This is a genomic window from Actinoplanes derwentensis, from assembly GCF_900104725.1.
GTDB classification, from domain to species: domain Bacteria; phylum Actinomycetota; class Actinomycetes; order Mycobacteriales; family Micromonosporaceae; genus Actinoplanes; species Actinoplanes derwentensis.
In genome coordinates this window covers 9,054,372-9,080,431 of record NZ_LT629758.1, presented here as the reverse complement: position 1 = coordinate 9,080,431, position 26,060 = coordinate 9,054,372, and the positions used below count along the sequence as shown (strand labels likewise).

At 70.6% G+C, this 26,060-nt stretch carries 24 protein-coding genes and 1 riboswitch; of the genes, 9 read left to right on the top strand and 15 right to left on the bottom strand.

The genetic code is table 11. The features are described 5' to 3' along the window. The first annotated feature begins 61 nt into the window (after positions 1-61). The 4 genes from BLU81_RS40630 to BLU81_RS40615 all read left to right on the top strand — a co-directional run bounded on the left by BLU81_RS40630 (position 62) and on the right by BLU81_RS40615 (position 5,880). Positions 62-1,369, top strand: a complete 1,308-nt coding sequence (locus BLU81_RS40630; protein ID WP_092558344.1) for a ribonuclease D — start codon at positions 62-64, stop codon at positions 1,367-1,369. Positions 1,370-1,681: 312 nt separating this feature from the next. Then, a complete protein-coding gene (locus tag BLU81_RS40625) occupies positions 1,682-2,878 on the top strand; it encodes a thiolase family protein (protein ID WP_092553961.1) in 1,197 nt (398 codons plus the stop codon). Further along, complete coding sequence (locus BLU81_RS40620) at positions 2,875-4,935, top strand: 3-hydroxyacyl-CoA dehydrogenase NAD-binding domain-containing protein (protein WP_092553958.1); 2,061 nt, start codon at positions 2,875-2,877, stop codon at positions 4,933-4,935. The genes BLU81_RS40625 and BLU81_RS40620 overlap by 4 nt, the downstream gene beginning before the upstream one ends. 132 nt (positions 4,936-5,067) lie before the next feature. Further along, positions 5,068-5,880 carry a hypothetical protein gene (locus BLU81_RS40615; protein ID WP_092553955.1) on the top strand — a complete coding sequence of 271 codons (813 nt, stop codon included), beginning with the start codon at positions 5,068-5,070 and terminating at the stop codon, positions 5,878-5,880. On the opposite strand, the gene BLU81_RS40610 is transcribed toward BLU81_RS40615, so the two are convergent. Genes BLU81_RS40610 through dxs form a run of 6 tightly spaced genes read right to left on the bottom strand, consistent with a single transcriptional unit; the run spans position 5,877 to position 13,753 of the window. After that, positions 5,877-7,052, bottom strand: a complete 1,176-nt coding sequence (locus BLU81_RS40610; protein WP_092558342.1) for a sensor histidine kinase — start codon at positions 7,050-7,052, stop codon at positions 5,877-5,879. The genes BLU81_RS40615 and BLU81_RS40610 overlap by 4 nt on opposite strands. A 26-nt stretch (positions 7,053-7,078) precedes the next feature. Further along, entirely contained in the window at positions 7,079-7,753 is a 675-nt protein-coding gene (locus BLU81_RS40605; protein ID WP_092558340.1) for a response regulator transcription factor, read from the bottom strand. A 36-nt stretch (positions 7,754-7,789) separates the two neighbouring features. Next, complete coding sequence (locus BLU81_RS40600; RefSeq protein ID WP_092553952.1) at positions 7,790-9,124, bottom strand: outer membrane protein assembly factor BamB family protein; 1,335 nt, start codon at positions 9,122-9,124, stop codon at positions 7,790-7,792. A gap of 24 nt (positions 9,125-9,148) precedes the next feature. Then, entirely contained in the window at positions 9,149-10,477 is a 1,329-nt protein-coding gene (locus BLU81_RS40595; protein WP_092553948.1) for an outer membrane protein assembly factor BamB family protein, read from the bottom strand. Between the two features lie 25 nt (positions 10,478-10,502). Then, complete coding sequence (locus tag BLU81_RS40590) at positions 10,503-11,801, bottom strand: outer membrane protein assembly factor BamB family protein (RefSeq protein ID WP_092553945.1); 1,299 nt, start codon at positions 11,799-11,801, stop codon at positions 10,503-10,505. Between the two features lie 41 nt (positions 11,802-11,842). Beyond that, positions 11,843-13,753 (bottom strand): 1-deoxy-D-xylulose-5-phosphate synthase, encoded by a 1,911-nt coding sequence (gene dxs, locus BLU81_RS40585; protein ID WP_092553942.1) that lies wholly within the window; start codon positions 13,751-13,753, stop codon positions 11,843-11,845. Between the two features lie 142 nt (positions 13,754-13,895). Then, positions 13,896-13,982: riboswitch (ZMP/ZTP riboswitch) on the top strand. Between the two features lie 12 nt (positions 13,983-13,994). Here dxs and BLU81_RS40580 point away from each other — a divergent pair. Continuing rightward, complete coding sequence (locus tag BLU81_RS40580; protein ID WP_092553939.1) at positions 13,995-14,855, top strand: bifunctional 5,10-methylenetetrahydrofolate dehydrogenase/5,10-methenyltetrahydrofolate cyclohydrolase; 861 nt, start codon at positions 13,995-13,997, stop codon at positions 14,853-14,855. 339 nt (positions 14,856-15,194) lie between these two features. Here BLU81_RS40580 and BLU81_RS40575 read toward each other — a convergent pair whose 3' ends face one another. Together BLU81_RS40575 and BLU81_RS40570 are read right to left on the bottom strand one after the other, a co-directional pair. Beyond that, a complete protein-coding gene (locus tag BLU81_RS40575) occupies positions 15,195-16,583 on the bottom strand; it encodes a class I SAM-dependent RNA methyltransferase (protein ID WP_092553936.1) in 1,389 nt (462 codons plus the stop codon). Beyond that, positions 16,580-18,607 carry an APC family permease gene (locus BLU81_RS40570; protein WP_092553933.1) on the bottom strand — a complete coding sequence of 676 codons (2,028 nt, stop codon included), beginning with the start codon at positions 18,605-18,607 and terminating at the stop codon, positions 16,580-16,582. Before BLU81_RS40570 ends, BLU81_RS40575 begins: the two co-directional genes overlap by 4 nt. Before the next feature lie 112 nt (positions 18,608-18,719). Here BLU81_RS40570 and BLU81_RS40565 point away from each other — a divergent pair, with 112 nt between their 5' ends. Both BLU81_RS40565 and BLU81_RS40560 read left to right on the top strand, forming a co-directional pair. Next, positions 18,720-19,385, top strand: a complete 666-nt coding sequence (locus BLU81_RS40565; RefSeq protein WP_092553931.1) for a potassium channel family protein — start codon at positions 18,720-18,722, stop codon at positions 19,383-19,385. Positions 19,386-19,388: 3 nt separating this feature from the next. Beyond that, on the top strand, positions 19,389-20,051 hold the full coding sequence (locus tag BLU81_RS40560; protein ID WP_092553928.1) for a potassium channel family protein: 663 nt from the start codon (positions 19,389-19,391) through the stop codon (positions 20,049-20,051). On the opposite strand, the gene BLU81_RS40555 is transcribed toward BLU81_RS40560, so the two are convergent. The 4 genes from BLU81_RS40555 to dut all read right to left on the bottom strand — a co-directional run bounded on the left by BLU81_RS40555 (position 20,048) and on the right by dut (position 22,465). After that, positions 20,048-20,872 carry a DUF3159 domain-containing protein gene (locus tag BLU81_RS40555; RefSeq protein WP_092553925.1) on the bottom strand — a complete coding sequence of 275 codons (825 nt, stop codon included), beginning with the start codon at positions 20,870-20,872 and terminating at the stop codon, positions 20,048-20,050. The genes BLU81_RS40560 and BLU81_RS40555 overlap by 4 nt on opposite strands. Continuing rightward, positions 20,869-21,246 (bottom strand): OB-fold nucleic acid binding domain-containing protein, encoded by a 378-nt coding sequence (locus tag BLU81_RS40550; protein ID WP_092553922.1) that lies wholly within the window; start codon positions 21,244-21,246, stop codon positions 20,869-20,871. Before BLU81_RS40550 ends, BLU81_RS40555 begins: the two co-directional genes overlap by 4 nt. A gap of 77 nt (positions 21,247-21,323) precedes the next feature. Next, a complete protein-coding gene (locus tag BLU81_RS40545) occupies positions 21,324-21,983 on the bottom strand; it encodes a DUF3710 domain-containing protein (protein WP_092553919.1) in 660 nt (219 codons plus the stop codon). A gap of 29 nt (positions 21,984-22,012) precedes the next feature. Then, positions 22,013-22,465, bottom strand: a complete 453-nt coding sequence (gene dut, locus BLU81_RS40540) for a dUTP diphosphatase (protein WP_092553916.1) — start codon at positions 22,463-22,465, stop codon at positions 22,013-22,015. Between the two features lie 93 nt (positions 22,466-22,558). Here dut and BLU81_RS40535 point away from each other — a divergent pair, with 93 nt between their 5' ends. After that, positions 22,559-23,059 carry a DUF3093 domain-containing protein gene (locus BLU81_RS40535; protein ID WP_092553913.1) on the top strand — a complete coding sequence of 167 codons (501 nt, stop codon included), beginning with the start codon at positions 22,559-22,561 and terminating at the stop codon, positions 23,057-23,059. Here the strand turns inward: BLU81_RS40535 and BLU81_RS40530 are convergent. Further along, positions 23,022-23,840 carry a hypothetical protein gene (locus BLU81_RS40530; RefSeq protein ID WP_231953745.1) on the bottom strand — a complete coding sequence of 273 codons (819 nt, stop codon included), beginning with the start codon at positions 23,838-23,840 and terminating at the stop codon, positions 23,022-23,024. The two genes, BLU81_RS40535 and BLU81_RS40530, sit on opposite strands and share 38 nt — an antisense overlap. Positions 23,841-23,975: 135 nt before the next feature. After that, a complete protein-coding gene (locus BLU81_RS40525) occupies positions 23,976-24,272 on the bottom strand; it encodes a DUF4193 domain-containing protein (RefSeq protein WP_014446959.1) in 297 nt (98 codons plus the stop codon). A 346-nt stretch (positions 24,273-24,618) separates the two neighbouring features. Between BLU81_RS40525 and BLU81_RS40520 the strand changes: the two genes are divergently transcribed. Next, a complete protein-coding gene (locus tag BLU81_RS40520) occupies positions 24,619-25,170 on the top strand; it encodes a LytR C-terminal domain-containing protein (RefSeq protein ID WP_092553910.1) in 552 nt (183 codons plus the stop codon). A 2-nt stretch (positions 25,171-25,172) separates the two neighbouring features. On the opposite strand, the gene BLU81_RS40515 is transcribed toward BLU81_RS40520, so the two are convergent. Then, the gene (locus tag BLU81_RS40515) at positions 25,173-25,994 is read right to left on the bottom strand and encodes an inositol monophosphatase family protein (RefSeq protein WP_092553907.1); all 822 of its coding nucleotides are present in this window, start codon (positions 25,992-25,994) and stop codon (positions 25,173-25,175) included. Between the last annotated feature and the right edge of the window lie 66 nt (positions 25,995-26,060).

Sequence of the window (26,060 nt, the reverse complement as noted above, 5' to 3'; positions counted from 1 at the left end):
AATCGACGCGCCGGGACCCCGGCTGCGCACGGCAAGGGTGCCACCCCCGTACGGTTACGGTGTGACCGACGAAGCACCCCTGCGCCGTCGGGACTCGCCGGACACGGCAGGGGACGGACCGCACGTCGTGCCGCCCGACCCGACATCTGGCGGTCCCGAGGAAGAGCCCCGCCCCGCTGCCATACCTCTGACCGCACCTCGTGACGGCACGCCGCGCCCGGTGGAGACGATGGCCGAACTGGCCGATGTCGTCGCCCGGATGGCTTCGGGCTCCGGCCCGGTGGCCGTGGACGCCGAGCGTGCCTCCGGTTACCGCTACACCCAGCGCGCCTACCTGGTGCAACTGCGCCGGGCCGGTTCCGGGACGGTGCTGCTCGACCCGATGCCGCTGGACGATCTGCGCACCCTGGACGCGGCGCTCGCCGACACCGAGTGGGTGCTGCACGCCGCCAGCCAGGACCTGCCGTGCCTGTCCGAGCTGGGGATGAGACCCCGCCGGCTCTTCGACACCGAACTGGCCGCCCGGCTGGCCGGTTTCGAGCGGGTCGGTCTGGCCGCGCTGACCGAGCAGTTGCTCGGCTACTCGCTGGAGAAACACCATTCGGCCGCGGACTGGTCGACCCGGCCGCTGCCGGAGTCGTGGCTGACCTATGCCGCGCTCGACGTGGAGATGCTCACCGACCTGCGGGATCTGCTGGTCGACGAGCTGGAACGCCAGGGCAAGACGGCCTGGGCGGCCGAGGAGTTCGCCGCTCTGGTCGCCGGTGCCGACCGGCCGCCGCGGGTGCGTTCCGATCCGTGGCGCCGGACCTCCGGCATCCACCGGGTGCGGGGCGCGCGGGCCCAGTCCCGGGTGCGGGCGCTCTGGTATGCGCGCGACGGTGTCGCGTCCCGCCGGGACTCGGCGCCGGGCCGGGTGCTGCCGGACGCGGCGATAGTGATCGCGGCCGAGACCGATCCGAAGGACGAGCGGACCCTGCTGGGCATCCCCGGTTTCGGGGGCCGTTCGGTGCGCCGGCTCGCCAAGATCTGGCTGGACGCCCTCGACGAGGCCCGTGACCTGCCGGACGACGCGCTGCCGGTGAACCAGCCGGTGGACGGCCCGCCACCACCGCACCGCTGGGCCGAGCGCGATCCGGTCGCGGCGACCCGGCTGGCCCGGTGCCGGCAGATCGTGGTGGGCACCGCCGAGCAGCACAACCTGCCGCCGGAGAACCTGATCAGCCCGGACTTCATCCGCCGGCTGGCGTGGTCCCCGCCGAACGAGATCACGCCCCGCACGGTCGGTGACACGCTGCTGGGCTTCGGTGCCCGGAACTGGCAGGTGGTCCTGCTGGCCGACGACCTGGCCAAGGTTCTTCCCGAGTAACAACCGCTTTTCCGGTACGGACGTCGAAACGCCGACCGTGGCTACGCGCGAGCGATGCGGCCCCTCGGGCCGCATCGCGACCGCCGGGCCGAATGCGATGGTCCCGGCACCCCGCCGCCCTCTGCGTGGACAGTTGCGGTCCGATCCGCACCACAAGTCACCACACACTGTCTCCCGCGAACCCGCGTGGCGGGTTCGGGTGCGCGCCGCGCCGCAAGTCACCACACTGTTTCCGGAGGGCCTGGCAGCTACTAGTTACTGACGAGTAGCATTGCCGACACATTTGGGTTCACGCCCGCAAGGAGGCTTGCTGTGCCCCGTGAAGTACGCGAGGTCGTCTTCGTCGACGGCGTCCGCACCCCGTTCGGCAAGGCCGGTGGCATGTATGCCGAGACCCGCGCCGACGACCTGGTGATCCGCTGCATCCGCGAACTGCTCAAGCGCAACCCCGGTCTCCCGCCGGAAAAGGTGGAGGAGGTCGCGATCGCGGCCACCACTCAGATCGGCGACCAGGGCCTCACCCTCGGCCGGACCGCCGCACTGCTCTCCGGCCTGCCCAAGACCACTCCCGGCTATTCCGTCGACCGGATGTGCGCCGGCGCCATGACCGCGGTGACCAATGTCGCCGGCGGGATCGCGATGGGCGCGTTCGACATCGCCATCGCCGGTGGTGTCGAGCACATGGGCCGGCACCCGATGGGTGAGGGTGTCGACCCCAACCCGCGGATCCTGGCCGAGAAACTGGTCGACCCGACCGCTCTGGTGATGGGCTCGACGGCGGAGAACCTGCACGACCGTCTGCCGCACATCACCAAGGAGCGGGCCGATCTCTACGGCCTCAACTCCCAGCTCAAGACCGCCAAGGCGTACGCCAACGGCAAGATCCAGCCGGACCTGGTGCCGGTCGCGCTCCGCAGCGCCGAGCTGGGCTGGGGTCTGGCCACCGTCGACGAGGCCCCGCGCCAGACGTCGCTGGAGAAACTGGCCACGCTGAAGACGCCGTTCCGCCCGCACGGCCGGGTCACCGCCGGTAACGCGGCCGGTCTCAACGACGGCGCGACCGCGGCGATCATCGCCGACGAGGCGACCGCCCGCGAGCTGGGCCTGCCGGTCGCGATGCGGCTGGTCTCCTACGCGTTCGTCGGTGTCGAGCCGGAGATCATGGGTTACGGCCCGATCCCGTCGACCGAGAAGGCCCTGAAGAAGGCCGGCCTGACGATCGACGACATCGGCCTGTTCGAGCTGAACGAGGCGTTCGCGGTGCAGGTGCTGGCCTTCCTGGACCACTACGGCATCGCCGACGACGACCCGCGGGTCAACCCGTGGGGCGGCGCGATCGCCATCGGTCATCCCCTGGCGTCCTCGGCGATCCGGCTGATGACGCAGCTGGCCCGCCAGTTCGAGGAGCGCCCCGACGTCCGTTACGGCGTCAACGCCATGTGCATCGGCATCGGCATGGGCGGCACCACCATCTGGGAGAACCCGTACTGGGAAGGCGCGGCCAAGTGATCGAGAACCCGAACGAGGTAGTCACCAAGGCGCTGCTCCGGCTGGTTGCGGTCCCGGGTCTGGACCAGCCGGCCGCCCTGATCACGCTGGACAACGGTTTCGACCACAAGAAGCCGAACAGTTTCGGCCCGGCCGGCCTGAACTCGCTGGACGAGGCGATCACCGCGGCCACCGCGGCGAACCCGGCGTTCATCGCCCTGACCGGTAAGCCGTACATCTTCTGTGTCGGCGCTGACATCACCGGCATGCCGCTGATCAACTCCCGCGAGCAGGCCGTCGCGCTCGGCGAGCTGGGCCACCGGGTCTTCGCCCGGCTCAGGGACAGCACGATCCCGACGTTCGCGTTCGTGAACGGCGCGGCGATGGGCGGCGGCCTGGAGGTGGCGCTGCACTGCCACTACCGCACCGTCTCCACCGGCGCGGCGGCCCTGGCGCTGCCCGAGGTCGCGATCGGCCTGATCCCCGGCTGGGGCGGCTCGCAGATTCTGCCGAACCTGATCGGCATCATCAACGCCGCCACGGTGATCCTGCAGAACCCGCTGACCCAGAAGACGCTGCGCCCGAAGCAGGCCAAACAGTGGGGTGTCGCGGACGCCCTGTTCGAGGCGGCCGACTTCCTGGAGGACTCGCTGGCCTGGGCGGCCGGTGTGGTCGGCGGCAAGGTCACGGTCCAGCGCCCGGAGATCGAGCGCAAGGACTGGGACGGCGTCCTGGAGTTCGCGAAGGCGGTGCTGGACGAGAAGCTGCACGGCGCCGTCCCGTCCGCCAACAAGGCCCTGGAACTGCTGGCCCTGGCGAAGACCGCGTCGTTCTCCGACGGCACCGCCGCCGAGACCGAGGCCCTCGCCGACCTGATCCTGGGTGACGAGTCACGCGCCAGCCTGTACTCGTTCGACCTGGTCCAGCGTCGCGCCAAGCGCCCGGTGGGAGTGCCGGACCGGGCGCTGGCCCGCAAGGTCACCAAGGTCGGCATCGTCGGCGCCGGTCTGATGGCCTCCCAGCTGGCCCTGCTGTTCCTGCGCCGCCTGCAGGTGCCGGTGGTCCTCACCGACCTGGACCAGGAGCGGGTCGACAAGGGTGTGGGCTACGTACACGCCGAGATCGACAAGCTGGTGTCGAAGCGCCGCCTGGACGAGGGCACCGCGGCCCGGCTGCGGCTGCTGATCAGCGGTTCGGTCGACAAGTCGGTGTTCGCCGACGCCGACTTCGTGATCGAGGCGGTCTTCGAGAACCTGGACCTGAAGAAGCAGATCTGGGCCGAGTTCGAGAAGATCGTCAAGCCCGAGGCGATCCTCGCGACCAACACCAGCTCGCTGTCGATCACCGAGATGGCCGTCGGCCTGGAGCACCCGGAACGGCTCGTCGGTTTCCACTTCTTCAACCCGGTCGCCGTCCTGCCGCTGCTGGAGATCATCCGGGGCGAGCAGACCGACGACGCCACCCTGGCCACCGCGTTCGAGGTGGGCAAGACCCTGAAGAAGTCGTCGGTGCTGGTCAAGGACGCTCCGGCGTTCGTGGTCAACCGCCTGCTCACCCGGGTCACCAGCGAGATCTTCCAGGCCATCGACGCGGGCACCCCGCTGGACGTGGTGGACGTGGCGATGGACCCGCTGGGCCTGCCGATGCGGCCGATCGCACTGTTGCAGCTGGTCGGCCCGGCGGTCGCGTACCACGTGGGTGAGACCTTGCACACGGCCTTCCCGGACCGCTACGTGGACTCGCCGAACCTCAAGCGGATCGTCGACGCCAAGCTGCCGGTGATGGTCGACAAAGAGATCAACCCCGAGGTGATCAAGCTCCTGGCGGTCGGCGACTCGCCGCTGACCGCCGACCAGGTCCGGCAGAAGGCGCTCGACGGCCTGGCCGAGGAGATCCGCCTCATGCTGGACGAAGGTGTGGTCGCGGAGGCCCAGGACATCGACCTGTGCCTGATCCTCGGCGCCGGCTACCCGTTCCACCTGGGCGGCATCACGCCGTACCTGGACCGCAGCGGCACCGCCGAGCGGATCACCGGCAAGCGGTTCCTGCCCGACGGGGTGGCAAACCTCCGTAGCTGATCAGACGGCCCGGTCGGGACCCCCGCACTCCCCGTGCGGGGGTCTTCGGCGTTATCGTGCACGAATTCAGTGTTCAAGCACTCCAGTCGGCGTTCCGGCCGTCGATGAGGACCCTCGAATCATGGAGCGTCGATGACATACCCCCCGCCGCCCGGGCCGCCCGGCTACCCGCACTCCGGTGATCCGAACCAGCTGCCGCCGACCCAGCCGTTCGGGGCGCCACCGCCCCAGCAGTACGGACCGCCGCAGCCCCAGTACGGTCAGCCGCAGCCGCAGTCGCCATACGGCGCACCGCAGCAGCCCCAGTACGGCGCACCGCAGCCGCAGTACGGCCCGCCCGGCTACCCGCCCGGTTTCCCGCAGCCGGCCCCGCCGCGGAAGTCCCGGACCGTCCCGATCGTGCTGATCTCGCTCGCGATCGTGCTGGTCCTGTGCGTCGGCGGCACCACCGTCTTCTACCTGATCGGCAAGAACGCCGAGGACACCGCCGCCAAGATCGCCATCACCGAGCCGGTGACGCTGGGCGGCCTGGCGAAACTGGACGGCGCCGAGTTCGCGGCGATCACTGACAACATGGAGAAGGAACTGGCCGCCTACCCAGGGTCGGAGAGTTCGTTCGGGGCCATCTACGGCTCCCCCGAGGACAAGAACATGGTCGCCGCCCTGGCCACCAAGGCGACGATCGCCGACCCGCAGAAGGAACTGGACGCCTCGTTCACGACGTTCGGCCAGAGTTCCAAGGTCACCGACATCGCCACCGTCGGCACCGGTTCGCTCGGCGGCGTCGCCCAGTGCGGCACCAGCTCGATCTCCGGCATCGACGTGGCGATCTGCGGCTGGGCCGACGAGGGCAGCGTCGGCATGATCATGTCCTTCTTCAAGACCGCCGCAGACGTGCAGGACTCGTTCCCGGACCTGCGCGCCGAGATCGAGACGAAGAGCTAAGCCCGGACTTTCGGGATGCTGGCCGTGGCCGCCACCACCGGGGTGGTGTCCGCGGCCGGCAACGAGACGGTGACCTCCAAGCCACCACCCTCCTGCGCCACCGCCGAGACGGTGCCGCCGTGCGCGTCGCAGACCGCCCGCACGATGGAGAGCCCCAGCCCCGACCCACGGGACCCGGTCCGTTCCCAGCCGCCCCGCTGGAACGGTTCGAACAGCCCCGGCACGTCGCCGGGCTCGACCTCGTAACCGGTGTTGCCGACGATCAGCAACGACCGCCCGTCCACCGACTCGGTACGCAGCCACAACCGGCCCAGCAGATGGTTGTAGCGGATCGCGTTCTCGATGAGGTTGCCGGCCAGCCGGTCCAGCAGACTCGGGTCGCCGACCACCGGGGCCGGCGACAGATCCTTGCTGACGTCCAGTTTCAGCCGCTCTGCCTCGGCCCGCACCGCGGACAACGCGTTGTTGACACTCATCGACAGGTCAGCCGGCACCTTGCGGACCAGCCGGCGACCGGACTGCGCCTCCGACCGGGCCAGTACCAGCAGCGCGTCGACCAGCCCGTTCGCCCGTTCCGAGGCGTTGCGGACCACCTTGGCCATCCGCCGGTACTCGGCGACGTCGGCCTCGTCGTCGCTGAGCGTCACGTCGATCTCGGTCCGCATCACCGCGAGCGGGGTGCGCAGCTCGTGCGAGGCGTTCGCCACGAACCGTTTCTGCGATTCGAACGCGGCAGTCAACCGGTCCAGCATGGCGTCGAAGGTGCGGGCCAGCTCGGCCACCTCGTCGTCGCCGCCGGAGTACCGGATCCGCTGGTCGAGGGTCGTCTCACCGAGCCGCCGCGCGGTCTGGGTCACGTAGTGCAGCGGCCGCAGCGCCCGGCCGGCCATCAGGTAGGCCAGCGCACTCCCGATGACTCCGACCGCGATCAGCGCGCTGAACCCTTTGATCAGCAGTTCCCGGGAGGCCTGGGCTACCATCTCGGCCTGCCAGACCAGCGCCTCCTTGGTGGTGCCGTCGGCCAGTGTCACACGGGAACCGGCGCTCAGCTCGTCGACCGGGTGCAGCGACTCGCTGACCAGCAGCCAGGCCAGCAGCACCAGCACCACTCCGGCGCCGACCAGCAGGATGCCGTTGAGCAGGGTGAGCCGCAGCCGCAGGGTCGGCCGCATCCGCCGTTTCGTGCCGGGGTAGACGGTCACGAGGCCACGACCGGGTCGGGAATCCGGTAGCCGGCCCCCACCACGGTCTCGACCAGCGGTGGATCGCCCAGTTTCTTGCGCAACGTGTTGATGGTGACCCGGACGGTGGTGGTGAACGGGTCGGTGTTCGCGTCCCACACCCGGTCCAGCAGCTCCTCGGTGGAGACCACCCCGCCCTTGGCCTTGAGCAGCTCCTCCAGGACGCCGAACTCCTTGTTGGTCAGCTCCAGCGCGCCACCGCCCCGGGTCACCACCCGCCGGTTCTGGTCGAGCGCCAGGTCACCGACGGTGAGCACCGGGGGCGCGGCCGGGGTGGCACGCCGGCCCAGCGCCTGCACCCGGGCCACCAGTTCCTTGAAGTCGAACGGTTTCGGCAGGTAGTCGTCGGCGCCCAATTCCAGGCCCTCGACCTTGTCGTCGACCGACGCGCTGGCGGTCAGCATCAGCACCCGGGTCAGGGCCCCCGAGGCGACCAGGGCCGCGCAGATCTCGTCTCCGTGCATGCCGGGCAGGTCACGGTCGAGAACGACCACGTCGTACCGCGTCACGTAGGCCATCTCGTGGCCTTTGGCCCCGTCGTAGGCGACATCCACCGCCATGCCTTTGCGGCGCAGCCCACGCACGATCGCGTCGGCCATGTCCCGCTCGTCCTCGACCACCAGCACACGCACCGCTGCCTCCATGAACCGCTGTAGCTGCAGGCTACGTCAAAGTCGCCACACCCCCACCGACGAGTCGAGGCGGCGGCAGATCAGGGCGCCGGACGCGAAGACGCAGTCGCCGGCGATCCGTTCGGCCGACCCGAGGGTGCGGACCGTTCCGGTGGCCAGGTCGAGAATCCCGTACCGCAGCCGGTATCCCGGGGTTTGGATCCGGTAGACCCATGCGGTGCCCGGTTCCGGTCCCGGGCCGCCGCTGCTCCACGACCCGGCCTCGGCTACCACCCGCCCGGTCACCGGGTCCAGCACGGACAGTTCGGGCTCGGTCAGGTCGCTGCTGCCGACCAGCAGCCGGTCGCCGACCGGCTGGGTGAACTCCCAGAAGTCGCTGCGCCACAGTTCCCGCCCGCTGGCCGGGTCGATCGCGGCCAGCCCACCGGGCCGCCCGGTCAGGCAGATCACCACCCCGCACGCGTACGGGAAAGTGTTCTCCTCCAGGCCCGGTGCGCCCAGCCGCCAGCGTTCACCGAGGTCACCGTCGCCGTAGGCGATCGTCCCGGTCCGCGGATGCCCGACCAGCAGCAGCCCGCCCGCCGACCAGAACCGGGTGTCGTGATCCACCGCGACCGTGGTCCGCAGCGATCCGGCGAGAGTCCCGTCCGCGGTGTCCCACGCTTCGATCAGCCCGTCCGGCCGCAGCGTGTAGATCCGGGACGGGTAGGCCGCCAGGTCACCGGCACCACGCAGCGTGAGGTGCCCGCCGGTCGGGTGCCGGACCTGCCAGCGGATCGCGCCGGTCCGGCTGTCCAGGCCCACCCAGTCCTGCTGGAACGGATCCTCGGTGGTGTCCTCGAAGGCCAGGACGGTGCCGCGGTCCGCGGAGACGCCGTAGAGGAAGGCGTGCCGTTCCCACACCGGTTCGGCGGAGCCCGGCCGGACCGCGGCCACCGCGTTCCCGCCGGCGAAGTTGCCCTGGTAGCTGTAGAGCAGGATGTCGCCGAGCCCGTCGCCGACATAACTGATGTCGCCGTCCACGACGGTGGTCCAGGTGTCCAGCGGGGCCAGGTCGGGCAGACGGTAGGAGCGGATCGGGTACCGCATCAACCGGCGGCTCCGCGGCCGCCCCTCGGCCTTCTCCCCCGGCCCGATCACGTGGACCCGCCCGCCCGCCACCCGCACCGAGTCACTCAACGTCACCGACAGGGTCAGTGGCTCCGGTGGTGGCCGGGGCGGCGGTCCGGCACCGCCGAGGGCGACGGTCAGGGCGACGGCGAGCGGAGCCACCACCCAGCGGTACGGCAGCGAGCCACGCGGCCGGACCGGGTCCGGTTCGCCCGACCCGGCGGACGGGACCTCACCGAGCTCGATGACGGCTTCGCGCACCGCCTCATTGTCGCGCCGACGGCCTCACCTGCGATACGTCCAGATCCGCAGCCCCTGTACGTCCCGGCAGACCACGTACCGGTCGTCGGCCCCGCATTCCGGACTGTCGAGATCGGCCACCCCGAGCGTGTACACCTCGGGATGCCCGGCCGGCACCACCCCGAAGACCTGGCCACCGTCCTGACTGTCGCGCCGCAGCACCAGGGTGTGAGCAGCGGAACTGTCCACCACGCCGGACCAGCCGGTCAGGTCGACCCGGGGGTTTCCGGTCGCCGGGTCCAGCAGCCGCATCGGGTCGCCGCTGGACGGATCGGTGTCCAGCACGTAGTCGGCCCGGACGTCCAGGTCAGCCGCGGCGCCCAGCCTCCAGGCGGGCCGGCCGGTGCGCGGGTCCAGCACCGTGGTCGCCTCCCGGCTGCCCGCGCAGAGCAGTCCGGCACACGACGGCGGGTCGAGATCGGCAGGCAGGTCCCGGGTCCAGAGCAGATCGAGCGTCCCGGTGTCGTACCCGCTCTGCTTTCCCGCCTCGTCGAAGCCGACCACTGCCACGTCCCCGATCGTCTCGCTGCTGGACGCCCCCGGCAGCGCGGTCTCGCGCAGCACCGCGCCGGTCCGGGCGTCCCGCAGGGTCAGCCGGTCCGAGGAGGTGATCAGCAGACCGGGCCGGTCGCCGGGCACCGCGTCGGCGGTGACCGACCCGGCCGTCTCGGCGGTCCACAGCACCCCGCCGGTGGCCAGGTCGATACCGCGCACCTCGGTCCGGATCGGCGGTTCGGTGTGCGGCTGCCCGTCGGCCGAGAAGTACAGCCTCCCCGGGGCGCCGGACTCCTGGTCGTAGAGGGTGCCCGGCCGGAAGATCCGCGCCACTGTCGCGACGGTTCCGTTCCCGGCCGTGGTGACCCGGGATCCGATCATCCACCGGATCCGGCCGGTGCCGCTCTCCAGCACGGTCGTCGTCGTCTCCACCGTGACCAGCACGAGGTCGCCGTTCTGCCGGACCGAGACCGGAACCGGGGTGGACACGTCGGCGGCGGTGGCGGAGGGCAGTTCCGTGCTCCACAGCTTGGCCGGGGCCGGCGGCGGCGCCCAGGCGGTCAGGATGCGCCGGCCACCAGCCGGCACGACCGTGAAGAGGCGCCCGCCGGCGAGCTGGATGGGGGTGTCGATGCCGGCGGTCGGCGGGATCACGCCCAGGTACTGCCAGAGCGTGCCGGAGCGGGGCGCCGCACCGCCCACCAGCACGGTCAGGACCAGCACGATCAGCAGGCCCAACGGCCGGTAGAGGCGGGGCGGAGGGATCCGGCCGGCGTCGGGATCGAGCGGGGTGTCGCGATCCAGTTCGATCAGCGTCACGTCACGGCCCTCCCGGATGTCGGCGTCAGGACCCGGAACGGTACGCCCAGACGATCAGCTCGCCGTACATCGACCGGCAGATCAGCCGCTCCGGAACGCTCTGACACTCCCCCGTCCCGGTGGGAAGCTCGGCGAGCAGGCGTGGCCTGGCCATCCCCGGAGCCGCGACCCCGATCATGGTACGCGGGCCGGGACCGATCTCCCGGACCACCAGCAGGCCCTCGCCGGCCGTGACACCGGGCACCGGCCGCCAGCCGGTCAGGTCGACGAGCACCGCACCGGTCTCCGGGTCCACCACACCGGCCGGGGAGTCCGGCCCGTCCGCGTACGCCACGAGCTGCCCGCCGGACTCCTCGACCCGGCGCCAGCCCGGCCGGTGCCAGAGTTCGCCGCCGGTGGCCGGGTCGATCATCCGCACCCCGTCCAGCCCGATCACACAGGCCAGCCGCCCGCACACCCGGATCTCCCGGATGCTCCCGGCCGGTTTCGTCCACAGCGGCCGCAGCGTCTCCGGGTGGTAGGCCGACATCTCCATCCCGGACGGCCCCGGATGCCGCACCAGCACCAGCCCACCAGCCACCACCGGGTTCTCCGGGTCGTAGCCGGACGCCGGCAGTTTCCGCTGGGCCAGCAAGGCGCCGGTGCCGACGTCGTAGAGCTGGGCGATCAGATCGTCGCGGATCAGCATCATCCGGGCCGGGCCGCCGTCCCGGCCGGGAATCCCGAGCAGCACCGCCGTCGACGGCACCCACAGCCGCCAGCGGGCGAACCCGGTCGGCGGGTCGATCACCTCGACTGATTTCTCCACCCGGCGGCCGGTGCCGTAGACGCTGCGCACCCCTTCGACCGCGACCATCAGCCCACTGCCGGGGAAGGAGATCACGTTACGGCCGTTGTGCCAGCGTTGTTCGCCGTCGACCACGGAGAGCGCGGTGGTGCCCGGCTCGGACCGGCCGGGCGCCCACGGGCGCAGCAGCAGCACGCCGCCGCCGGTGCGCAGCCGGTAGACCGGGATCTGCTGGGCGACCCGCCACTCGCGGGCCCCGGACTCCAGGTCGTAGGCGCTCAGTTCGCCGGCCGTCTGGATCAGCAGCCGATCGCCGCTGGTGGTGAAGGGGTCACCCGGCCCGATCGGGAGACGTAACAACGCGGTCAGCGGCGGGCCGGGTGGTGGCACCGAGCCGGTGACGGTAAACAGGAGCAGCACGGCGAGGATCGCCGGCCCGAACCAGAGCGGCGTGGTGCGCCGCCCCGGCCGGGTGTAACTCTCCGGCTCGCCCCGGTCGAGACCGAGGTCGATGACGATGACGCGGTCCGCTCCCATCCGTTAAAGGTAACGGTTGAGTAACGGAATCGCCCACTACGTCAGACGCGGACCTCGCCTGACTCCAGGCGCGACACCGCCGCGGTCACCTCGCGGGCCACGTCCTGCGCGGTCAGGCCCAGGTCGCCCAGGATCTGAGCGCGGGTGCCGAACGGGTGGAACCCGACCGGAACCCCGAAATCACGCAGCGGTGTGGCGACTCCCGCGTCGCGCAGCGCACTCGCCACCGCGTCACCGACACCACCGGCACGCACGCCGTCCTCCACCGTCACCACCAGCCGGTGCTGAGCGGCGAGGCCGGTCAGCTCGATCGGCACCGGGCGGACCCAGCGCGGGTCGACGACCGTGACGCCGTAACCCTGCTCGGCGATCCGCTCGGCCGCGTCCAGCGCCAGGCCGGCGAACGAACCCACGCCGACCAGCAGCACGTCCTTGCGCTCATCCTCGCGGAGCACGTCGATCTGGCCGATCCGCCGCAGAGCCGGGGTGTCCGCCGGAACCGCGCCGGTCGGGAACCGCACGATCGTCGGGCCGTCCTCGACCGCGACCGCCTCGCGCAGCTCCTCCCGCAGCGTGGCGGCGTCACGCGGGGCGGCGATCCGCAGCCCCGGCACCACACCGAAGACGCTCATGTCCCACATGCCGTAGTGGCTCGGCCCGTCCGGCCCGGTGATCCCGGCCCGGTCCAGCACGAACGTAACCGGCAGCTTGTGCATCGCCACATCGAGCAGGACCTGGTCGAAGGCCCGGTTCAGGAATGTCGCGTAGACCGCCACCACCGGGTGCAGCCCGCCCATCGCGAGACCGGCCGCGCTGGTCGCCGCGTGCTGCTCGGCGATGCCCACGTCGTACGTCCGCTCGGGGTATTTCTTGGCCAGCGCGGCGATCCCGGTCGGCTCGGCCATCGCGGCGGTGATGCCGACCACGTCCGGCCGCTCGTCGGCGATCGCGACCAGTTCCTCCGCGAAGACCTTGGTCCACTTCAGCGCCGACGACGTCACCAGCTTGCCGGTCTCGGCGTCGAACGCGCTCGGGCTGTGCCAGCAGTCCGCCTCGTCCGATTCGGCGGGGCGGTAGCCGTAGCCCTTGCGGGTCACCGCGTGCACGATGACCGGCGCGTTGAAGCCCTTGGCCCGGCGCAGCGCCGACTCCATCGCCTGCTCGTCGTGGCCGTCGACCGGCCCGATGTACTTCAGGCCCAGGTCCTCGAACATCGGCTGCGGGCTGACCGCGTCCTTGATGCCCTTCTTGACCGCGTGCAGCACCTCGAAGACCGGCTTGCCCACCAGCGGGGTCTGGCCCAGCGCGTCCTTGACCAGGTCGAGCACCTTCTCGTAACCCGGGTTCAGGCGCAGCGTGGAGAGGTGGTCGGCGAGACCGCCGATGGTCGGCGCATACGACCGGCCGTTGTCGTTGACCACGATCACCAGGCGGTTCTTCGTGGCGGCGATGTTGTTGAGCGCCTCCCAGCACATGCCGCCGGTCAGCGCGCCGTCACCGACGACCGCGACCACGTGCCGGTCCTCGCCGCGCAGCGCGAACGCCTTGGCCAGCCCGTCGGCGTAGGACAGGGCGGTGGAGGCGTGCGAGTTCTCGATCAGGTCGTGCTCGCTCTCCGCCTGGTTGGGGTAGCCGGTCAGGCCACCCCGCTGACGGAGCAGGTCGAAACCGTCCTGCCGGCCGGTGAGCATCTTGTGCACGTACGCCTGGTGGCCGGTGTCGAAGAGGATCTTGTCGCGAGGGGAGTCGAAGACCCGGTGCATCGCCAGGGTCGTCTCGACGACGCCGAGGTTCGGGCCGAGGTGACCCCCGGTCCGCGCCACCTTGGCCACGAGGAAGTCACGGATCTCGGCCGCGAGCAGGGGCAGCTGCTCCGCGGACAGTCGCTTCAGATCACCGGGGCTGGTGATGCTGGACAGCAGACCGGCCGGGGTCGAGGGGGAGTCGCTCATGAGGCATGAGTCTATCCGCGAGGCGCACGGACGCGACTTGAGCGAACGGACCGTCACCAATCCTCCACACAATTGGTACATCCACCTATCCGTTCGTTCATCACCCCGGCTGGCCGCCCGATCGAGTCGTCCGGCATCCTGGAAGACACGCAGCGACTGGCGGCACGGGGATGGTCGAACCATCGGGGAGCTGCTCGTCACGAGGGAGTCGACCGCCTGGGCTCCCCGCTGAGGGAGACACATGTCAACCGCACGCCTTCTGCCCGGCGCCCCCGTCGCCGAGTCGGTCCTGAACGACGTCCGTGACCGGGTCACCGCCCTGAAAGCCCGCGGCGTGAACCCGAGCCTCGCCACCATCCTGGTCGGCGACGACGACGCCAGCGCCGGCTACATCCGGATCAAGCAGAAACAGGCCGCCGAGCTGGGCTTCGAGTCCCCGCACGAGCACCTGAGCGGCGACATCACCCAGGCCGACCTGCTCAAGGTGATCGCCGGCTACAACGACGACAAAAACGTGCACGGTGTCCTGATCCAGTACCCGATCCCGGCCCACCTGGACTACGACGCCGCCTTGCAGACCCTCGACCCCGACAAGGACGTCGACGGCATGCACCCGCTCAACATGGGCCGCCTCGCCGTCGGTCTGCCCGGCCCGCTGCCCTGCACCCCGGCCGGCATCGAGGCGCTGCTGGCCTTCCACGACATCGAGGTCTCCGGCCGCGAGGTGGTCATCCTGGGCCGCGGCGCGACCCTGGGCCGCCCGCTGGCGATGCTGCTGGCCCAGAAACGCCCCACCGCCAACGCCGCGGTCACCGTCGTGCACACCGGCGTCAAGGACTGGCCCCGCTACGCCCAGCGCGCCGACATCCTGATCGCCGCGGTCGGCGTCCCCGGCATCGTCAAGCCCGAGCACGTCCGGCCCGGCTCGGTGGTGATCGGCGCCGGCGTCCGCTACGAGGGCCGCCGCCTGCTCCCCGACGTGGACGAGTCGTGCGCCGAGGTGGCCGGCGCCATCACGCCCCGGGTCGGCGGTGTGGGCCCGACGACGGTGGCGATGCTCTTCCGCAACGCGGTGGCCGCCGCCGAAAGATCAAACCCCTGATCTCGTACGCCTACCCAGAGCCCCGTGCCTACCCCGCAAGGTAGGCACGGCGCCAGGCCGCCCCGCGGCTGCCGGGCCGAATGCGGTGCCCACCGTCACCCCACCCCCAGCGTGGAAAGTCCGGGCCCGATTCGCACCCCAACTCACCACACACCAAACCCGCGCGCACAGCGTGGTGAGTTAGGGCTCGAACCGAACCCCAACTCACCACGCACCGAACCGGCACGCACAGCGTGGTGAGTTAGGGCTCGAACCGAACCCCAACTCACCACGCACCGAACCGGCACGCACTGCGTGGTGAGTTGGGGTTCGATGCGCACCCCAACTCACCACACGGGGTCAGGCGGGGACGAGGTGGGCGACGCACTCGACGTGCTGGGTCATCGGGAAGCAGTCGAAGGCACGGAGGCTCTCGATCCGCCAGCCCTCGGCCCGGAACGTCTTCAAGTCCCGGGCCAGGGCCGCCGGGTCGCACGCGACATAGGCGATCGCCCGTGGCTTCGCGGCGGCGATCGACCGGACCACCCGGGCGCCGGCTCCGGCCCGCGGCGGGTCGAGGACCACCAGGTCGACCGGGGCGGTCAACCGGCGGCGGGCCAGCGCGAGGTCCACCCGGGCCTCGACGATCTCGGTTCCGGCCAGGTTCGCCAGGTTGTTCCGGGCCGCGGTCACCCCGGTCGGCGAGGACTCGACGACGACCGTGCGAGCGCCGGTCCGTTCGGCGAGGGCCGCGGCGAAGAGGCCGGCACCGCCGTACAGATCCCAGCAGACCTCGCCCGGCTCCGGCCGCAACATCTCCAGAACCGCCCCGACCAGCGTGTCGGCGGCGGCCGGATGCACCTGCCAGAAACCCTGCGGCGGCACCCGCCAGACCCGGCCGGCGGCCTGCTCGATGACCTCGGTCGGCCCGGTCAGCCGGATCAGCCCGGCTTCGGCGGCCTCGCTCAGGTCGTCACCGGGCTCCGGCGCGGTCGAACCGGACGGCCGGGCCAGCACGGCCACGTCCCCGCCGGTGGTGGCGACCGCCTGCACCGCGTCCACGGTGGGCCAGTCGTTGGCGAGCACGTCCAGGTCCTGGATGGCCGGGTGCGCGATCACACAGCGGTCGATCGGCACCACCTGGTTGGACCGGTGCTGGAGCAGCCCCGGCCGCCCGGCCGCGTCGATCGCGTAGCGGACCCGGCTGCGCCACCCGAGCAGCGTCTCCGGGACGTGGCCGAAGCCGGCCGCCGCGGGATCGGCCGGCGACTCGGGACCGGTCTCGGAGGCGGCCGGGGTCTTCGGGGCGGCGGGGAACCCGGACCGGGCCGGACGGGACGGGAGCGGCTCCACCCGTACGAAGATCTGGTCCTGCTCCTGCTCGGAGAGACCGGCCAGGCGGGTCAGCTGCTCCCGGACCACCGCGGTCTTCCAGCGCAGCTGGGCATCGCCGGAGGCGTGCTGAAGGTCACAACCACCGCAGCCGCCGGGATGGGCGAAGGCGCACGGCGGCGTGACCCGGTCCGGCGACGCCTCGTGGATCTCCACCGCGTCGGCCCGCAGCCAGCCGCGATGCAACTCGGTGATCTCCGCGGTGACCCGTTCACCGGGCAGCGCGTGCCGGACGAAGACCACCCGGCCGCCCGCACCACCGATCCGGGCGACGCAGTGCCCACCGTGCGCGGGCGCGCCGACCGTGACCTCGACCCGGTCGCCCTCCACCAGCTCGTCGTCGATCCGCACTGTCATGATTGATCACCGTCTCCGGGGTCGGTGCCGTGGCTGCGCGGGCCACGGGCGGGGGCGCGGCTGAGCACCCGGTCCAGGCGGTCGAGGTCACGGTCCTGGCTGGAGCGCAGTTGCCAGGGCACGCTGGTGACCATCACGCCGGGTTCGAAGAGCAGACGCCCCTTGATCCGCAAAGCACTCTGGTTGTGCAACAGGTTCTCCCACCAGCGTCCCACGACGTACTCGGGGACGAAGACGGTGACCACGTCCCGGGGTGAGGCACGGCGGGTGTTCTTCACGAAGTCGAGGATCGGCCGGGTGATCTCCCGGTACGGCGACTCGACCACGGCCAGCGCCACCGGCAGTTGCCGGCGCTCCCATTCGGCCTGGATGGCCCGGGTGTCGTTGTCGTCGACGTTCACGGTGACCGCGGTGAGGGTGTCCGGCCGGGTCGCCTGCGCGTAGGCCAGAGCCCGCAGGGTCGGCTGGTGCACCTTGCTGACCAGAACGATCGCGTGGTTGCGGGACGGCAGGATCGGCCGTTCGTCGGTGGGCTTGAGTTCTTCGGCGACCCGCGTGTAATGCCGGTGGATGGCGACCATCAACGCGTACAGGACGAGCATGACGGCGATCGCGATCCAGGCGCCGAGCAGGAACTTGGTGATCAGGACGATGATCAGCACAGCACCGGTGAGCAGCATGCCGAATGTGTTGATGGCCCGGGAGCGGAGCATCCGGCGCCGCTGGACCAGGTCGCGTTGGGTCCGCAGCAGCCGGTTCCAGTGTCTGATCATGCCGGCCTGGGACAGCGTGAACGACACGAAGACGCCCACGATGTAGAGCTGAATCAGCTTCGTGACCTCGGCCTCGAAGGCAACGACCAGGACCATGGCGGCGACGGCCAGGAAAAAGATGCCGTTGCTGAACGCCAGCCGGTCACCACGGGTGTGGAACTGGCGAGGCAGGTAACGGTCCTGGGCGAGGATCGAGCCGAGCACCGGGAAGCCGTTGAAGGCGGTGTTCGCGGCCAGGAACAGGATCAGTGCGGTCACCCCACCGACCAGGTAGAGCAGTATCGACCCGTTGCCGAAGACGGTCTCGGCGAGCTGGGTGGTGACCGTCTTCTGGACGTAGCCTTCCGACGCCGCGTTGGGAACGATCTGGGTCATCGGGTTCTCGACGAACTTCAGGTGCGTCGCCCGCGCCAGCAGCACCATCCCGGTGAGCATCACGATCGAGAGGCCGCCCAGCCACATCAGGGTGGTCGCCGCGTTCCGGCTCTTCGGCTTCTTGAACGCGGGCACCCCGTTGGAGATCGCCTCGACGCCGGTGAGCGCCGCACAGCCGGACGAGAACGTCCGCAACAACAGGAAGGCGAAACCCGCCTGGGTGAGGTCGTCATGCTCGGCGACGATCGTCAGAGCGGCGCTGGGCGCGCGGAGGTCCTCATTCAGCACGAAGACCCGGAACAGGCCCGTGAGGATCATGCCGACGATGACGACGATGAAGAGATAGGTGGGGGCCGCGAAGGCGGTCCCGGACTCTCGCAGCCCGCGCAGGTTGACCGCACTGAGCAGGATGATCGCGATGATCGCGATGAAGACCTTGTGCTCGGCCACCCAGGGGACGACCGATCCGAGGTTGCTCACCCCGGAGGCGACCGACACCGACACCGTGAGGATGTAGTCGACCAGCAGCGCGCTGGCCACGCTGAGACCGAACTTCGGCCCGAGGTTGACCGTGGCCACCTCGTAGTCGCCGCCGCCGGACGGGTAGGCGTGCACGTTCTGCCGGTAGCTGGCGACCACCGTCACCATCACCACCGCGACCGCGAGCGTCACCCAGGGAGAGAAGACGTAGGCGGCCGCACCGGCGATCGAGAGCGTCAGCAGGATCTCGTCGGGTGCGTACGCCACGCTGGAGAGCGCGTCGCTCGCGAAGACCGGCAGGGCGATCCGCTTCGGCAACAGCGTGTGTTGCAACTTGTCGGAGCGGAACGGCCTGCCGAGAAGCAGCCGTTTGGCCAAGGAGGTGGTACTCGCCACGAGTGCCAAGCGTACGGGCGCACCATTCGCTGCGGAGCGCGCCCCGGACAGCGGCTCTCAGCAGGGCATGGCAGGCTCACATCGTTCGCAGAGATTCGGGAGGGCACGAACCGTGCACGTGGTCATCATGGGTTGCGGGCGGCTCGGTTCCACGCTCGCCCAGAAACTCGACGCCCAAGGTCACCAGGTCGCCGTGATCGACCGGGATGCCGAGTCCTTCCGCCGGCTCGGCGACAACTTCGGCGGGCTCACCGTCAACGGCATCGGCTTCGACCGGGACGTGCTGCGAGCCGCCGGGGTCGAACGGGCCGACGCGTTCGCCGCGGTCTCCAGCGGCGACAACTCCAACATCATCGCGGCCCGGCTGGCCCGGGAGACGTTCGGCGTGTCCCGGGTGGTGGCCCGGATCTACGACTCCCGGCGCGCGGCGGTCTACGAGCGGCTGGGCATCCCGACGATCGCGACGATCCGCTGGGCCTCCGAGCGGATGTACCGGTTCCTGGTGCCGGACGAGCGGGTCGAGGTGTTCCGCGACCCGACAAGCGTGGTCAGCATCGTGGAGACGCCGCTGCACCGGGACTGGATCGGCCGGACGGTCAAGTCGCTGGAGGACCGGACCGGGGCGCGGATGGCGTACCTGTCCCGTTTCGGTCTGGGCACCCTGACTCAGCCGTCCACCGTGCTCCAGGACGGCGACCAGGTCTACATGCTGGTCACCGACGAGATCGTGGACCAGGTGCTGGACATCGCCCAGGGCGCCGACAAGGAAGGGAACTGAATCGTGCGCATCGCCATCGCGGGAGCCGGCAACGTGGGCCGGTCCATCGCTCAGGAACTGATCGGCAACGGGCACGAGGTCATGCTCATCGAACGGCACCCCCGGCAGCTCTGCCCGGAGCGGGTGCCGGAGGCCCGCTGGGTGCTCGCCGACGCCTGTGAGGTGAGCAGTCTGGAGGAGGCCGACCTGGCCGGCTGTGACGTGGTGGTCGCGGCCACCGGCGACGACAAGGCCAACCTGGTGGTGTCGCTGCTGGCCAAGACCGAGTTCGCGGTGCCCCGGGTGGTGTCCCGGGTGAACCGGGCCGAGAACGAGTGGCTGTTCACCGAGCAGTGGGGGGTCGACGTCGCGGTCAGCAAGCCCCGCCTGATGGCCGCGCTGGTAGAGGAGGCGGTGACGGTCGGCGACCTGGTCCGGCTGATGACGTTCCGGCAGGGTGAGGCGAACCTGGTGGAGATCACCCTGCCGAAGAACGCGCCGTACGAGGGTCAGCCGGTCCGCTCGGTGCCGATGCCCCGTGACGCCGCCCTGGTCGCCATCCTGCGTGGCAAGCGGGTTCTGGTGCCGACTCCGGACGACCCGCTGGAGGCCGGCGACGAGCTGATCTTCGTGTGCACTGCGGAGGTCGAGGACCAGGTCCGTGCCGTGGTCCTCGGTCCCGTCTAGCCGGCAGCCGCCGCGGTCTCCTGTTTCTGGGCCGACGTCACCCGGTGGATGGCCCAGATGGTCAGGGCGAACGTGGCGGCGTAGATCGGCCAGCTCACCAGGATCCGGACGACACCGATCGCGTTGGCCTCACCCAGCCAGTACAGAAACGCCTGGATGCCGGCCCGGACGCTCAGTGAAGCCGCCCAGAAGACGGTCAGCCACTGGAAGGTGCGGAACAGCCGGGCGTTTCCGAACCAGTCCTGCCGGCCCTTGTTGGCCATGATGCCCCAGGCGTAACCGATCAGCGGCTTGCGGATCGCCACCGACACCAGCAGCGCCGCGGCCTGGCCGAAGGTGAGCAGGATGCCGGGCAGGTAGAAGTTCTTGGCGTCGCCGGTGCGCCAGGCCAGCCAGGCGCCGAGCGCGATGCCGAACAGGCCGTTCACCGCGTGCCGCACCGGCTGCTTGTGGAACAGCCGGACACCGCCGATGACCAGAGCCGAGCCGACTGAGCCGATGATCGCCCAGAGCAGTGCCTCGCGCTTCTCCAGGCCCAGGGCCTCGATGCTGAGGATCACGTTGAGCAGGACGAACGCGAGCACCGGCACGCTTGACTCGATCAGGCCGCGCACACCGCCGAGCTGCTCGGCGATCTGCTCGCTCATCGACGGGAAGGGCTCCTCCTCATCGTCGGCGGCCTTCGCGGGCGGCTTGACCTCGTGCAGATCGTGCTCCGCGATGATCTCCTCGGCGATCTTCTCCTCGGCCGCTCCGAGCACCTCGGAGAGACGTTCCTCGACCGACTCGTGCGCGACGTGGCGTGGCTCGGTGCCACTCACCGGGGCGCCTCCAGCTCGTAGTAGGGGTTGTAGATCACCTTGCGGTCGTCCCGGATCGCGATCCGGCCTCGCGCGGTGAGCTGACGCCCCGGTTCGATGCCGGCGATGGACCGGCGCCCCAGGAAGACCAGCGTGACCACATCACTGCCGTCGTAGAGGTCGGCCTCCAGCGTCGGCAGGTTGGTGCGTGGAGTGTACGCCACCGTGCGCAAACGTCCCGAAACCGAGACGACCTGACCTCGGCGGCAGGCGCCGGCCGGGACGGCGCCGCACTTGGCGCTGTCCCGCTGCAACTCCTGCGCGTCGAGTTCCGAGTCGGTCGCCGTCAACCGGTCCAAGAACCGGCGTAGTCCGGTGCGCTCTTCGGTCGTCATGACTTCGCCGTCACCCTTCGTCGACGACCACGGTACGCCCGACTCTCCCCGGTGATCCAGAGCACTGTCCGGCGGCGCTACTCGGCGGCACCGTCCTGCTGCTGTTGCTGCTGCTCGGCCATCTCCTTCGGCAGCCGCAGCGGCAGCGGCTCACGCACCGGGCGGGGCTCGTCGTCCCGGATCACGACGAGGCCCTCGAGCACCACGCCGAGTACCCCCTCACGGGCCGGGTCGGACGCGGCCGCACCCTGGTAGAGCGCGCGGACCATCCAGCGGGGCCCGTCCACGCCGACGAAGCGGACGTCGGCCGGGCCGTCCGGGGTGTTCACCCGGGCGTGCAGCTCGACGCCGTACCGGCCCTGCACCTCGCGCGGGGTGACACCGTCGGACGCCATCGCGCCGGCGATCTCCTCCCGGACCTCGGCCCAGATGCCCTCGGTCTTCGGGGCGGCGAAGACGCCGAGCTGAAGGGCACTCTCCCCGTCCACCAGGACGACCTGCTCCACCCCGCCGTCCGGGTTGGCCTGCACCCGCACCTCGACGCCTTCGAGCGCCGGGATCAGCAGGCTGCCGAGGTCGAGCCGCTGCACCCCCTCGGGGGCGAACCGGGAGTCCCACGGGCCGAACTCGGGAGCCGAGGCCTCGCCGTCGGAGGCGAGGCTGCTTGCGAGCGCCTTCGAGGGCGGCGCGTCGGCCGCGCGGACATGCTTCGCGGCACCGCGCTTACGGGAGAACATGATTGCCAGCCTTTCGTTCTTCTTCGGGCTCAGAGGGCCTGATGTCCGCCGGTGGAACCGTGCCCGCCGGTACCCCGCGCAGTGTCGCCGAGGGCGTCCACCGCGTGGAACGCCGCCCGCTCCACCCGCTGGATCACGAGCTGGGCGATCCGGTCGCCACGGGCGATCTTGACGGTCTTCTCCCGATCGTGATTGATCAGGTTCACCAGGATCTCGCCGCGGTAACCGGCGTCGACCGTACCGGGCGCGTTGAGGACCGTCACCCCCAGCCGAGCGGCCAGACCGGAGCGCGGGTGAACCAGGCCGACGAACCCCTCCGGAAGGGCGATCGCGACACCGGTCCGAACCTTCACCCGGGCACCCGGGTCGATCTCCGCGTCCTCGGCCGCGACCAGGTCGGCCCCGGCGTCACCGGGATGCGAGTAGGCGGGCAGGGGGAGGTCCGGGTCGAGCTGGAGAACCTGGACGGTCACGTCGGTCACGGGGGTGTTCCTCACTGGGGCGGGCACTGCGGGCGGCAACTACCCTGCCATCCTGCCGCGTCCGGCCACGGAGGCGCGCCGTACCCTTCGAGGGTGACACCCGAGTCCCCGGCCCGCACGGTGGCGGCCCATCAGGAACGGCTGAGCCTCCCGTGGTGGGCCTGGCCCGCCAGCCTCGGGACGAGTGCCGTCCTGGCCACCGAGCTGATGCTGGCCACCCCGGAACTGCCCATCTGGCTGCCGTACGCGGTGCTGCTCCCGTTGAGCCTGCTGATCCTGGCCCCGCTGGGCCGACTTCGGATCGAGGTCACCCCGGACGAGTTCCGGGTCGACGACGCCCGGCTGCCGGTCGAGTTCATCTCCGGTGTGGTGGCGCTGGACGCCGCGGGCAAACGTGAGGTGCTCGGCGTCGGCGCTCACCCGCTCGCCTTCGTGGTGCAGAAATCCACCATCGGAACCGCCGTGCAGGTGCTGCTCGACGACCCGGCCGACCCGACGCCGTTCTGGGTGGTCAGCACCCGCCAGCCGGTCGAGCTGGCGACCGCCCTGCTGGAGGTCAGTCGTCGAGCGCGGGCCGAGCGGACAGTGCCCTGAGCGGTCGTTTCCGCAGGTCGTCGTGGACGTTGTCGCCGACCGTCCGGGTGGCCCGCCGGTTCAGGTAACTGGCGACCGCCGCACCGGTCAGCATCGGCCCGAGGGTGGTCAGGTTCCGCCCGAACCGCTTCATCAGTGACTTCTGCAGCTCCTTGCGGGCCGCCGTGCCCAGCACCTTGGCCACACCGGTACCGGGGATCATCGGGTTCACCCCACGCTGACCGGACCACGCCTCGACCAGCTTGACGGCACGCTCGGTACCGGTCCCGTCGACCGGGTACCCGTACAGCTCGTGCAACTCCCCGATCAGCTTGATCTCGATCGCGACCACCGCCACCGTCTCGGTGGCCAGCAGCACCGGGGCGGAGAGCAGCGTCGGAGCGGCGATCCACTCCACCGCCGCGATGCCGCCGCCGGCCGCGCCCACGCCGGCCGTGGCCCGGGCCGCGTTGCGGATCAGGCGCTCGGCCAGCTCACGATCGTCCATGCCGGGGAAGTGCCGGCGTAGCGTCTCCCGGTCCCGGACCGGGATGTGCGGCGCCACCTCGGCGACCTGATCGGCGATCCAGCGCACGGCTGATCTCGGCTTGAACAACCGGCCGACGCCACTGCCGCGGACCTGGCCGGCGAGCCGGCCGAGGAGCCGGCGTCGCCCGCCGGGCTCCAGATCGTCCGCGGTGAGGGCAGCAACGGTGCGTCCCACCTCGTCACGGGCAGCAACGGGCACGATCTCGGTCCCGGGCTCGGTGTCAGACTCGGTCGCGCGATCCGGCTGGCTCATCGTCGTCCTTCCCGTGGTCGTCACCGGTACTGTTCCCGGCCACGACCCAGGGTCAAACCCCGTGTCAAACGTCGTACGCCCGATCACAGTCGCCGTGATCGGGTTGAATGGATGCCGCGCTGCGCGCGAGTGCGCTCAGGCGCACTCGCGGCAGATCAGCTCCCCGTTGCGCTCCGTCGCCAGCTGGCTCCGGTGGTGCACGAGGAAACAGCGGGAACAGCGGAACTCGTCGGTCTGCATGGGCAGCACCTTGACGGTGAGCTCCTCGTCGGCGAGGTCGGCGCCGGGCAGCTCGAAGCTTTCCGCCACCTCGACCTCGTCGACGTCCACTGCGCCCGACTGTGAGTCGGCGCGACGGGCCTTGAGCTCTTCGAGGCTGTCCTCGCCGAGGTCGACCTCATCGCGACGCGGGGCGTCGTAGTCGGTGGCCATCGGTTTTCACTCTCCTGTATCGATGTGTCATTCGGCGTTGGTAACGCCGCTGACGGGCTTTCGGTTCCCGGTTCCGCTGGACGATTTCTGACACCGGGTCAGACACCAGAAACAGCCGTGGTGAGCGCGGAACCCTACCGCTGTCGCGGCAGGCTTGTACGCACTCCGGCCGCCCATTGTTCCCGATGTGACTGAGGCGACATCAAGGTAGGGGCACCAGCCTCTGGATCATTGTCAACGCGCCGGAAGCATTCCCTGTTTCCGCGCCCCTGGCGGACAGACGCTAACCTCTCGACAGGTCCGGGCACCTTACCCGGGTCCCCCGTCCGATCCTGGAGCCAGCCCCATGAGCTTTGCCCGCGTCCGAGCGCTCGTCGTTGTCGGCGTGCTGGCCGTGGCCGCGATCGTCTTCGTCGTCGTCACCCTCGTCCGGGATTCGCAGCGTGGTCTCTCGAACGGTGGCGCGTGTCCCGCCGGGGCCCCGCTGGCCGACATCCGGCTGCCGACCGATCCGGTGGACGTCGTCGTCAAGGTCTACAACGGCACCAACCGGGCCGGCCTGGCCGAGCAGGTCACCACCGAGTTCCAGAACCGGCGGTTCAGCGTGAAGAACCCCGGCAAGAGCAAGACCAAGTTCGACGGCGTCGCCGAGATCCGGTTCGGTCCGGAGACCGCCGGCGACGCCCAGCTCCTGCGGGCCTATTTCCTGGCCCAGTCGAAGATGGTCTACAACGCCAAGCGCACCGGCGGTGTCATCGACATCGTCATCGGCAACCAGTTCCAGGCACTCGCCACCACCACCGAGGTGAACCAGTCCCTCGGTTCGCTGGGCGAGCCGACGCTGCCGCCGGGCTCCTGTCTCAAGCCCGCCGACCAGCCCAGCAAAGAGGCCGAGTAGGCCTACGGCCCGCCCGCGGCGTCCAGCTCCACCAGCGCCGCGTGCAGGGCCGGAAAGATCGCCGGGGGCGCCGCCACGAGCATCCGCTCGCCGGCCGGCGCCCCGGAGAGCCCGGCCACGATCAGCCCGGCCTCCGTCGCGATCAGACCGCCGGCCGCGTGGTCCCACAGATTCAGTCCCTTCTCGAAATACGCATCGAGCGACCCCTCGGCAGCCTGGCAGAGGTCCAGGGCCGCCGCGCCGAATCTGCGGATGTCACGCACACGGGTGATCAGCCGGGCCAGAACTGCACCCTGATGGGCTCTTCGCCGGGCGTCATAACCGAACCCGGTACCGACCAGGGTCTGGTCCAGCGTGGTCCGTGCAGAGCCGCTGAGCCGCCGCCCGGCCCGCCACGCCCCGCCACCAGAGGTGGCCGTCCACTCGTCACCGGTGGCCGCGTTGATCACCACCCCGGCCACCACCGCACCGTCCACCTCGGCGGCCAGCGAGACCGCGTACTGGGGCAGGCCGTACAGGTAATTCACCGTGCCGTCGATCGGGTCGAGGATCCATCGCACGGCGCCGGGCGCCACCGGCGCCGAGTCCCCGTACTCCTCGCCCAGCACCGCGTCGCCGGGCCGGACGGCCAGCAGCGCCGCCACGACCTGCCGCTCGACCGCCTTGTCGGCCGCCGTCACCACGTCGGTGTCGGTACTCTTCGTCTCGACGTCGCCGATCGCCTCGTCCCGCATCCGCCGGGCCGTGGCAGCCGCTTCGCGCGCCACCGGGAGGGCGATCGCCAACAACTCGCCGGGTGTCGATACCACCGGAATCTCGCTCACGTATGGGTCCTTTCCGCCGATAGCATTCTCGCGTCAGGCGTCTCCGGCGAGGTCGCCGGGCCCCGG

Excerpts from the sequence above, each read along its gene's own strand:
- BLU81_RS40520 (WP_092553910.1), top strand. The coding sequence starts at position 24,619 with ATGAGCTTTGCCCGCGTCCGAGCGCTCGTCGTTGTCGGCGTGCTGGCC.
- BLU81_RS40615 (WP_092553955.1), top strand. The coding sequence starts at position 5,068 with ATGACATACCCCCCGCCGCCCGGGCCGCCCGGCTACCCGCACTCCGGT.
- BLU81_RS40575 (WP_092553936.1), bottom strand. The coding sequence starts at position 16,583 with ATGACAGTGCGGATCGACGACGAGCTGGTGGAGGGCGACCGGGTCGAG.
- BLU81_RS40530 (WP_231953745.1), bottom strand. The coding sequence starts at position 23,840 with ATGAGCCAGCCGGATCGCGCGACCGAGTCTGACACCGAGCCCGGGACC.
- BLU81_RS40580 (WP_092553939.1), top strand. The coding sequence starts at position 13,995 with ATGTCAACCGCACGCCTTCTGCCCGGCGCCCCCGTCGCCGAGTCGGTC.
- BLU81_RS40525 (WP_014446959.1), bottom strand. The coding sequence starts at position 24,272 with ATGGCCACCGACTACGACGCCCCGCGTCGCGATGAGGTCGACCTCGGC.
- dxs (WP_092553942.1), bottom strand. The coding sequence starts at position 13,753 with ATGAGCGACTCCCCCTCGACCCCGGCCGGTCTGCTGTCCAGCATCACC.
- BLU81_RS40545 (WP_092553919.1), bottom strand. The coding sequence starts at position 21,983 with ATGTTCTCCCGTAAGCGCGGTGCCGCGAAGCATGTCCGCGCGGCCGAC.
- BLU81_RS40590 (WP_092553945.1), bottom strand. The coding sequence starts at position 11,801 with ATGGGAGCGGACCGCGTCATCGTCATCGACCTCGGTCTCGACCGGGGC.
- BLU81_RS40550 (WP_092553922.1), bottom strand. The coding sequence starts at position 21,246 with ATGACGACCGAAGAGCGCACCGGACTACGCCGGTTCTTGGACCGGTTG.
- BLU81_RS40610 (WP_092558342.1), bottom strand. The coding sequence starts at position 7,052 with ATGCGGCCGACCCTGCGGCTGCGGCTCACCCTGCTCAACGGCATCCTG.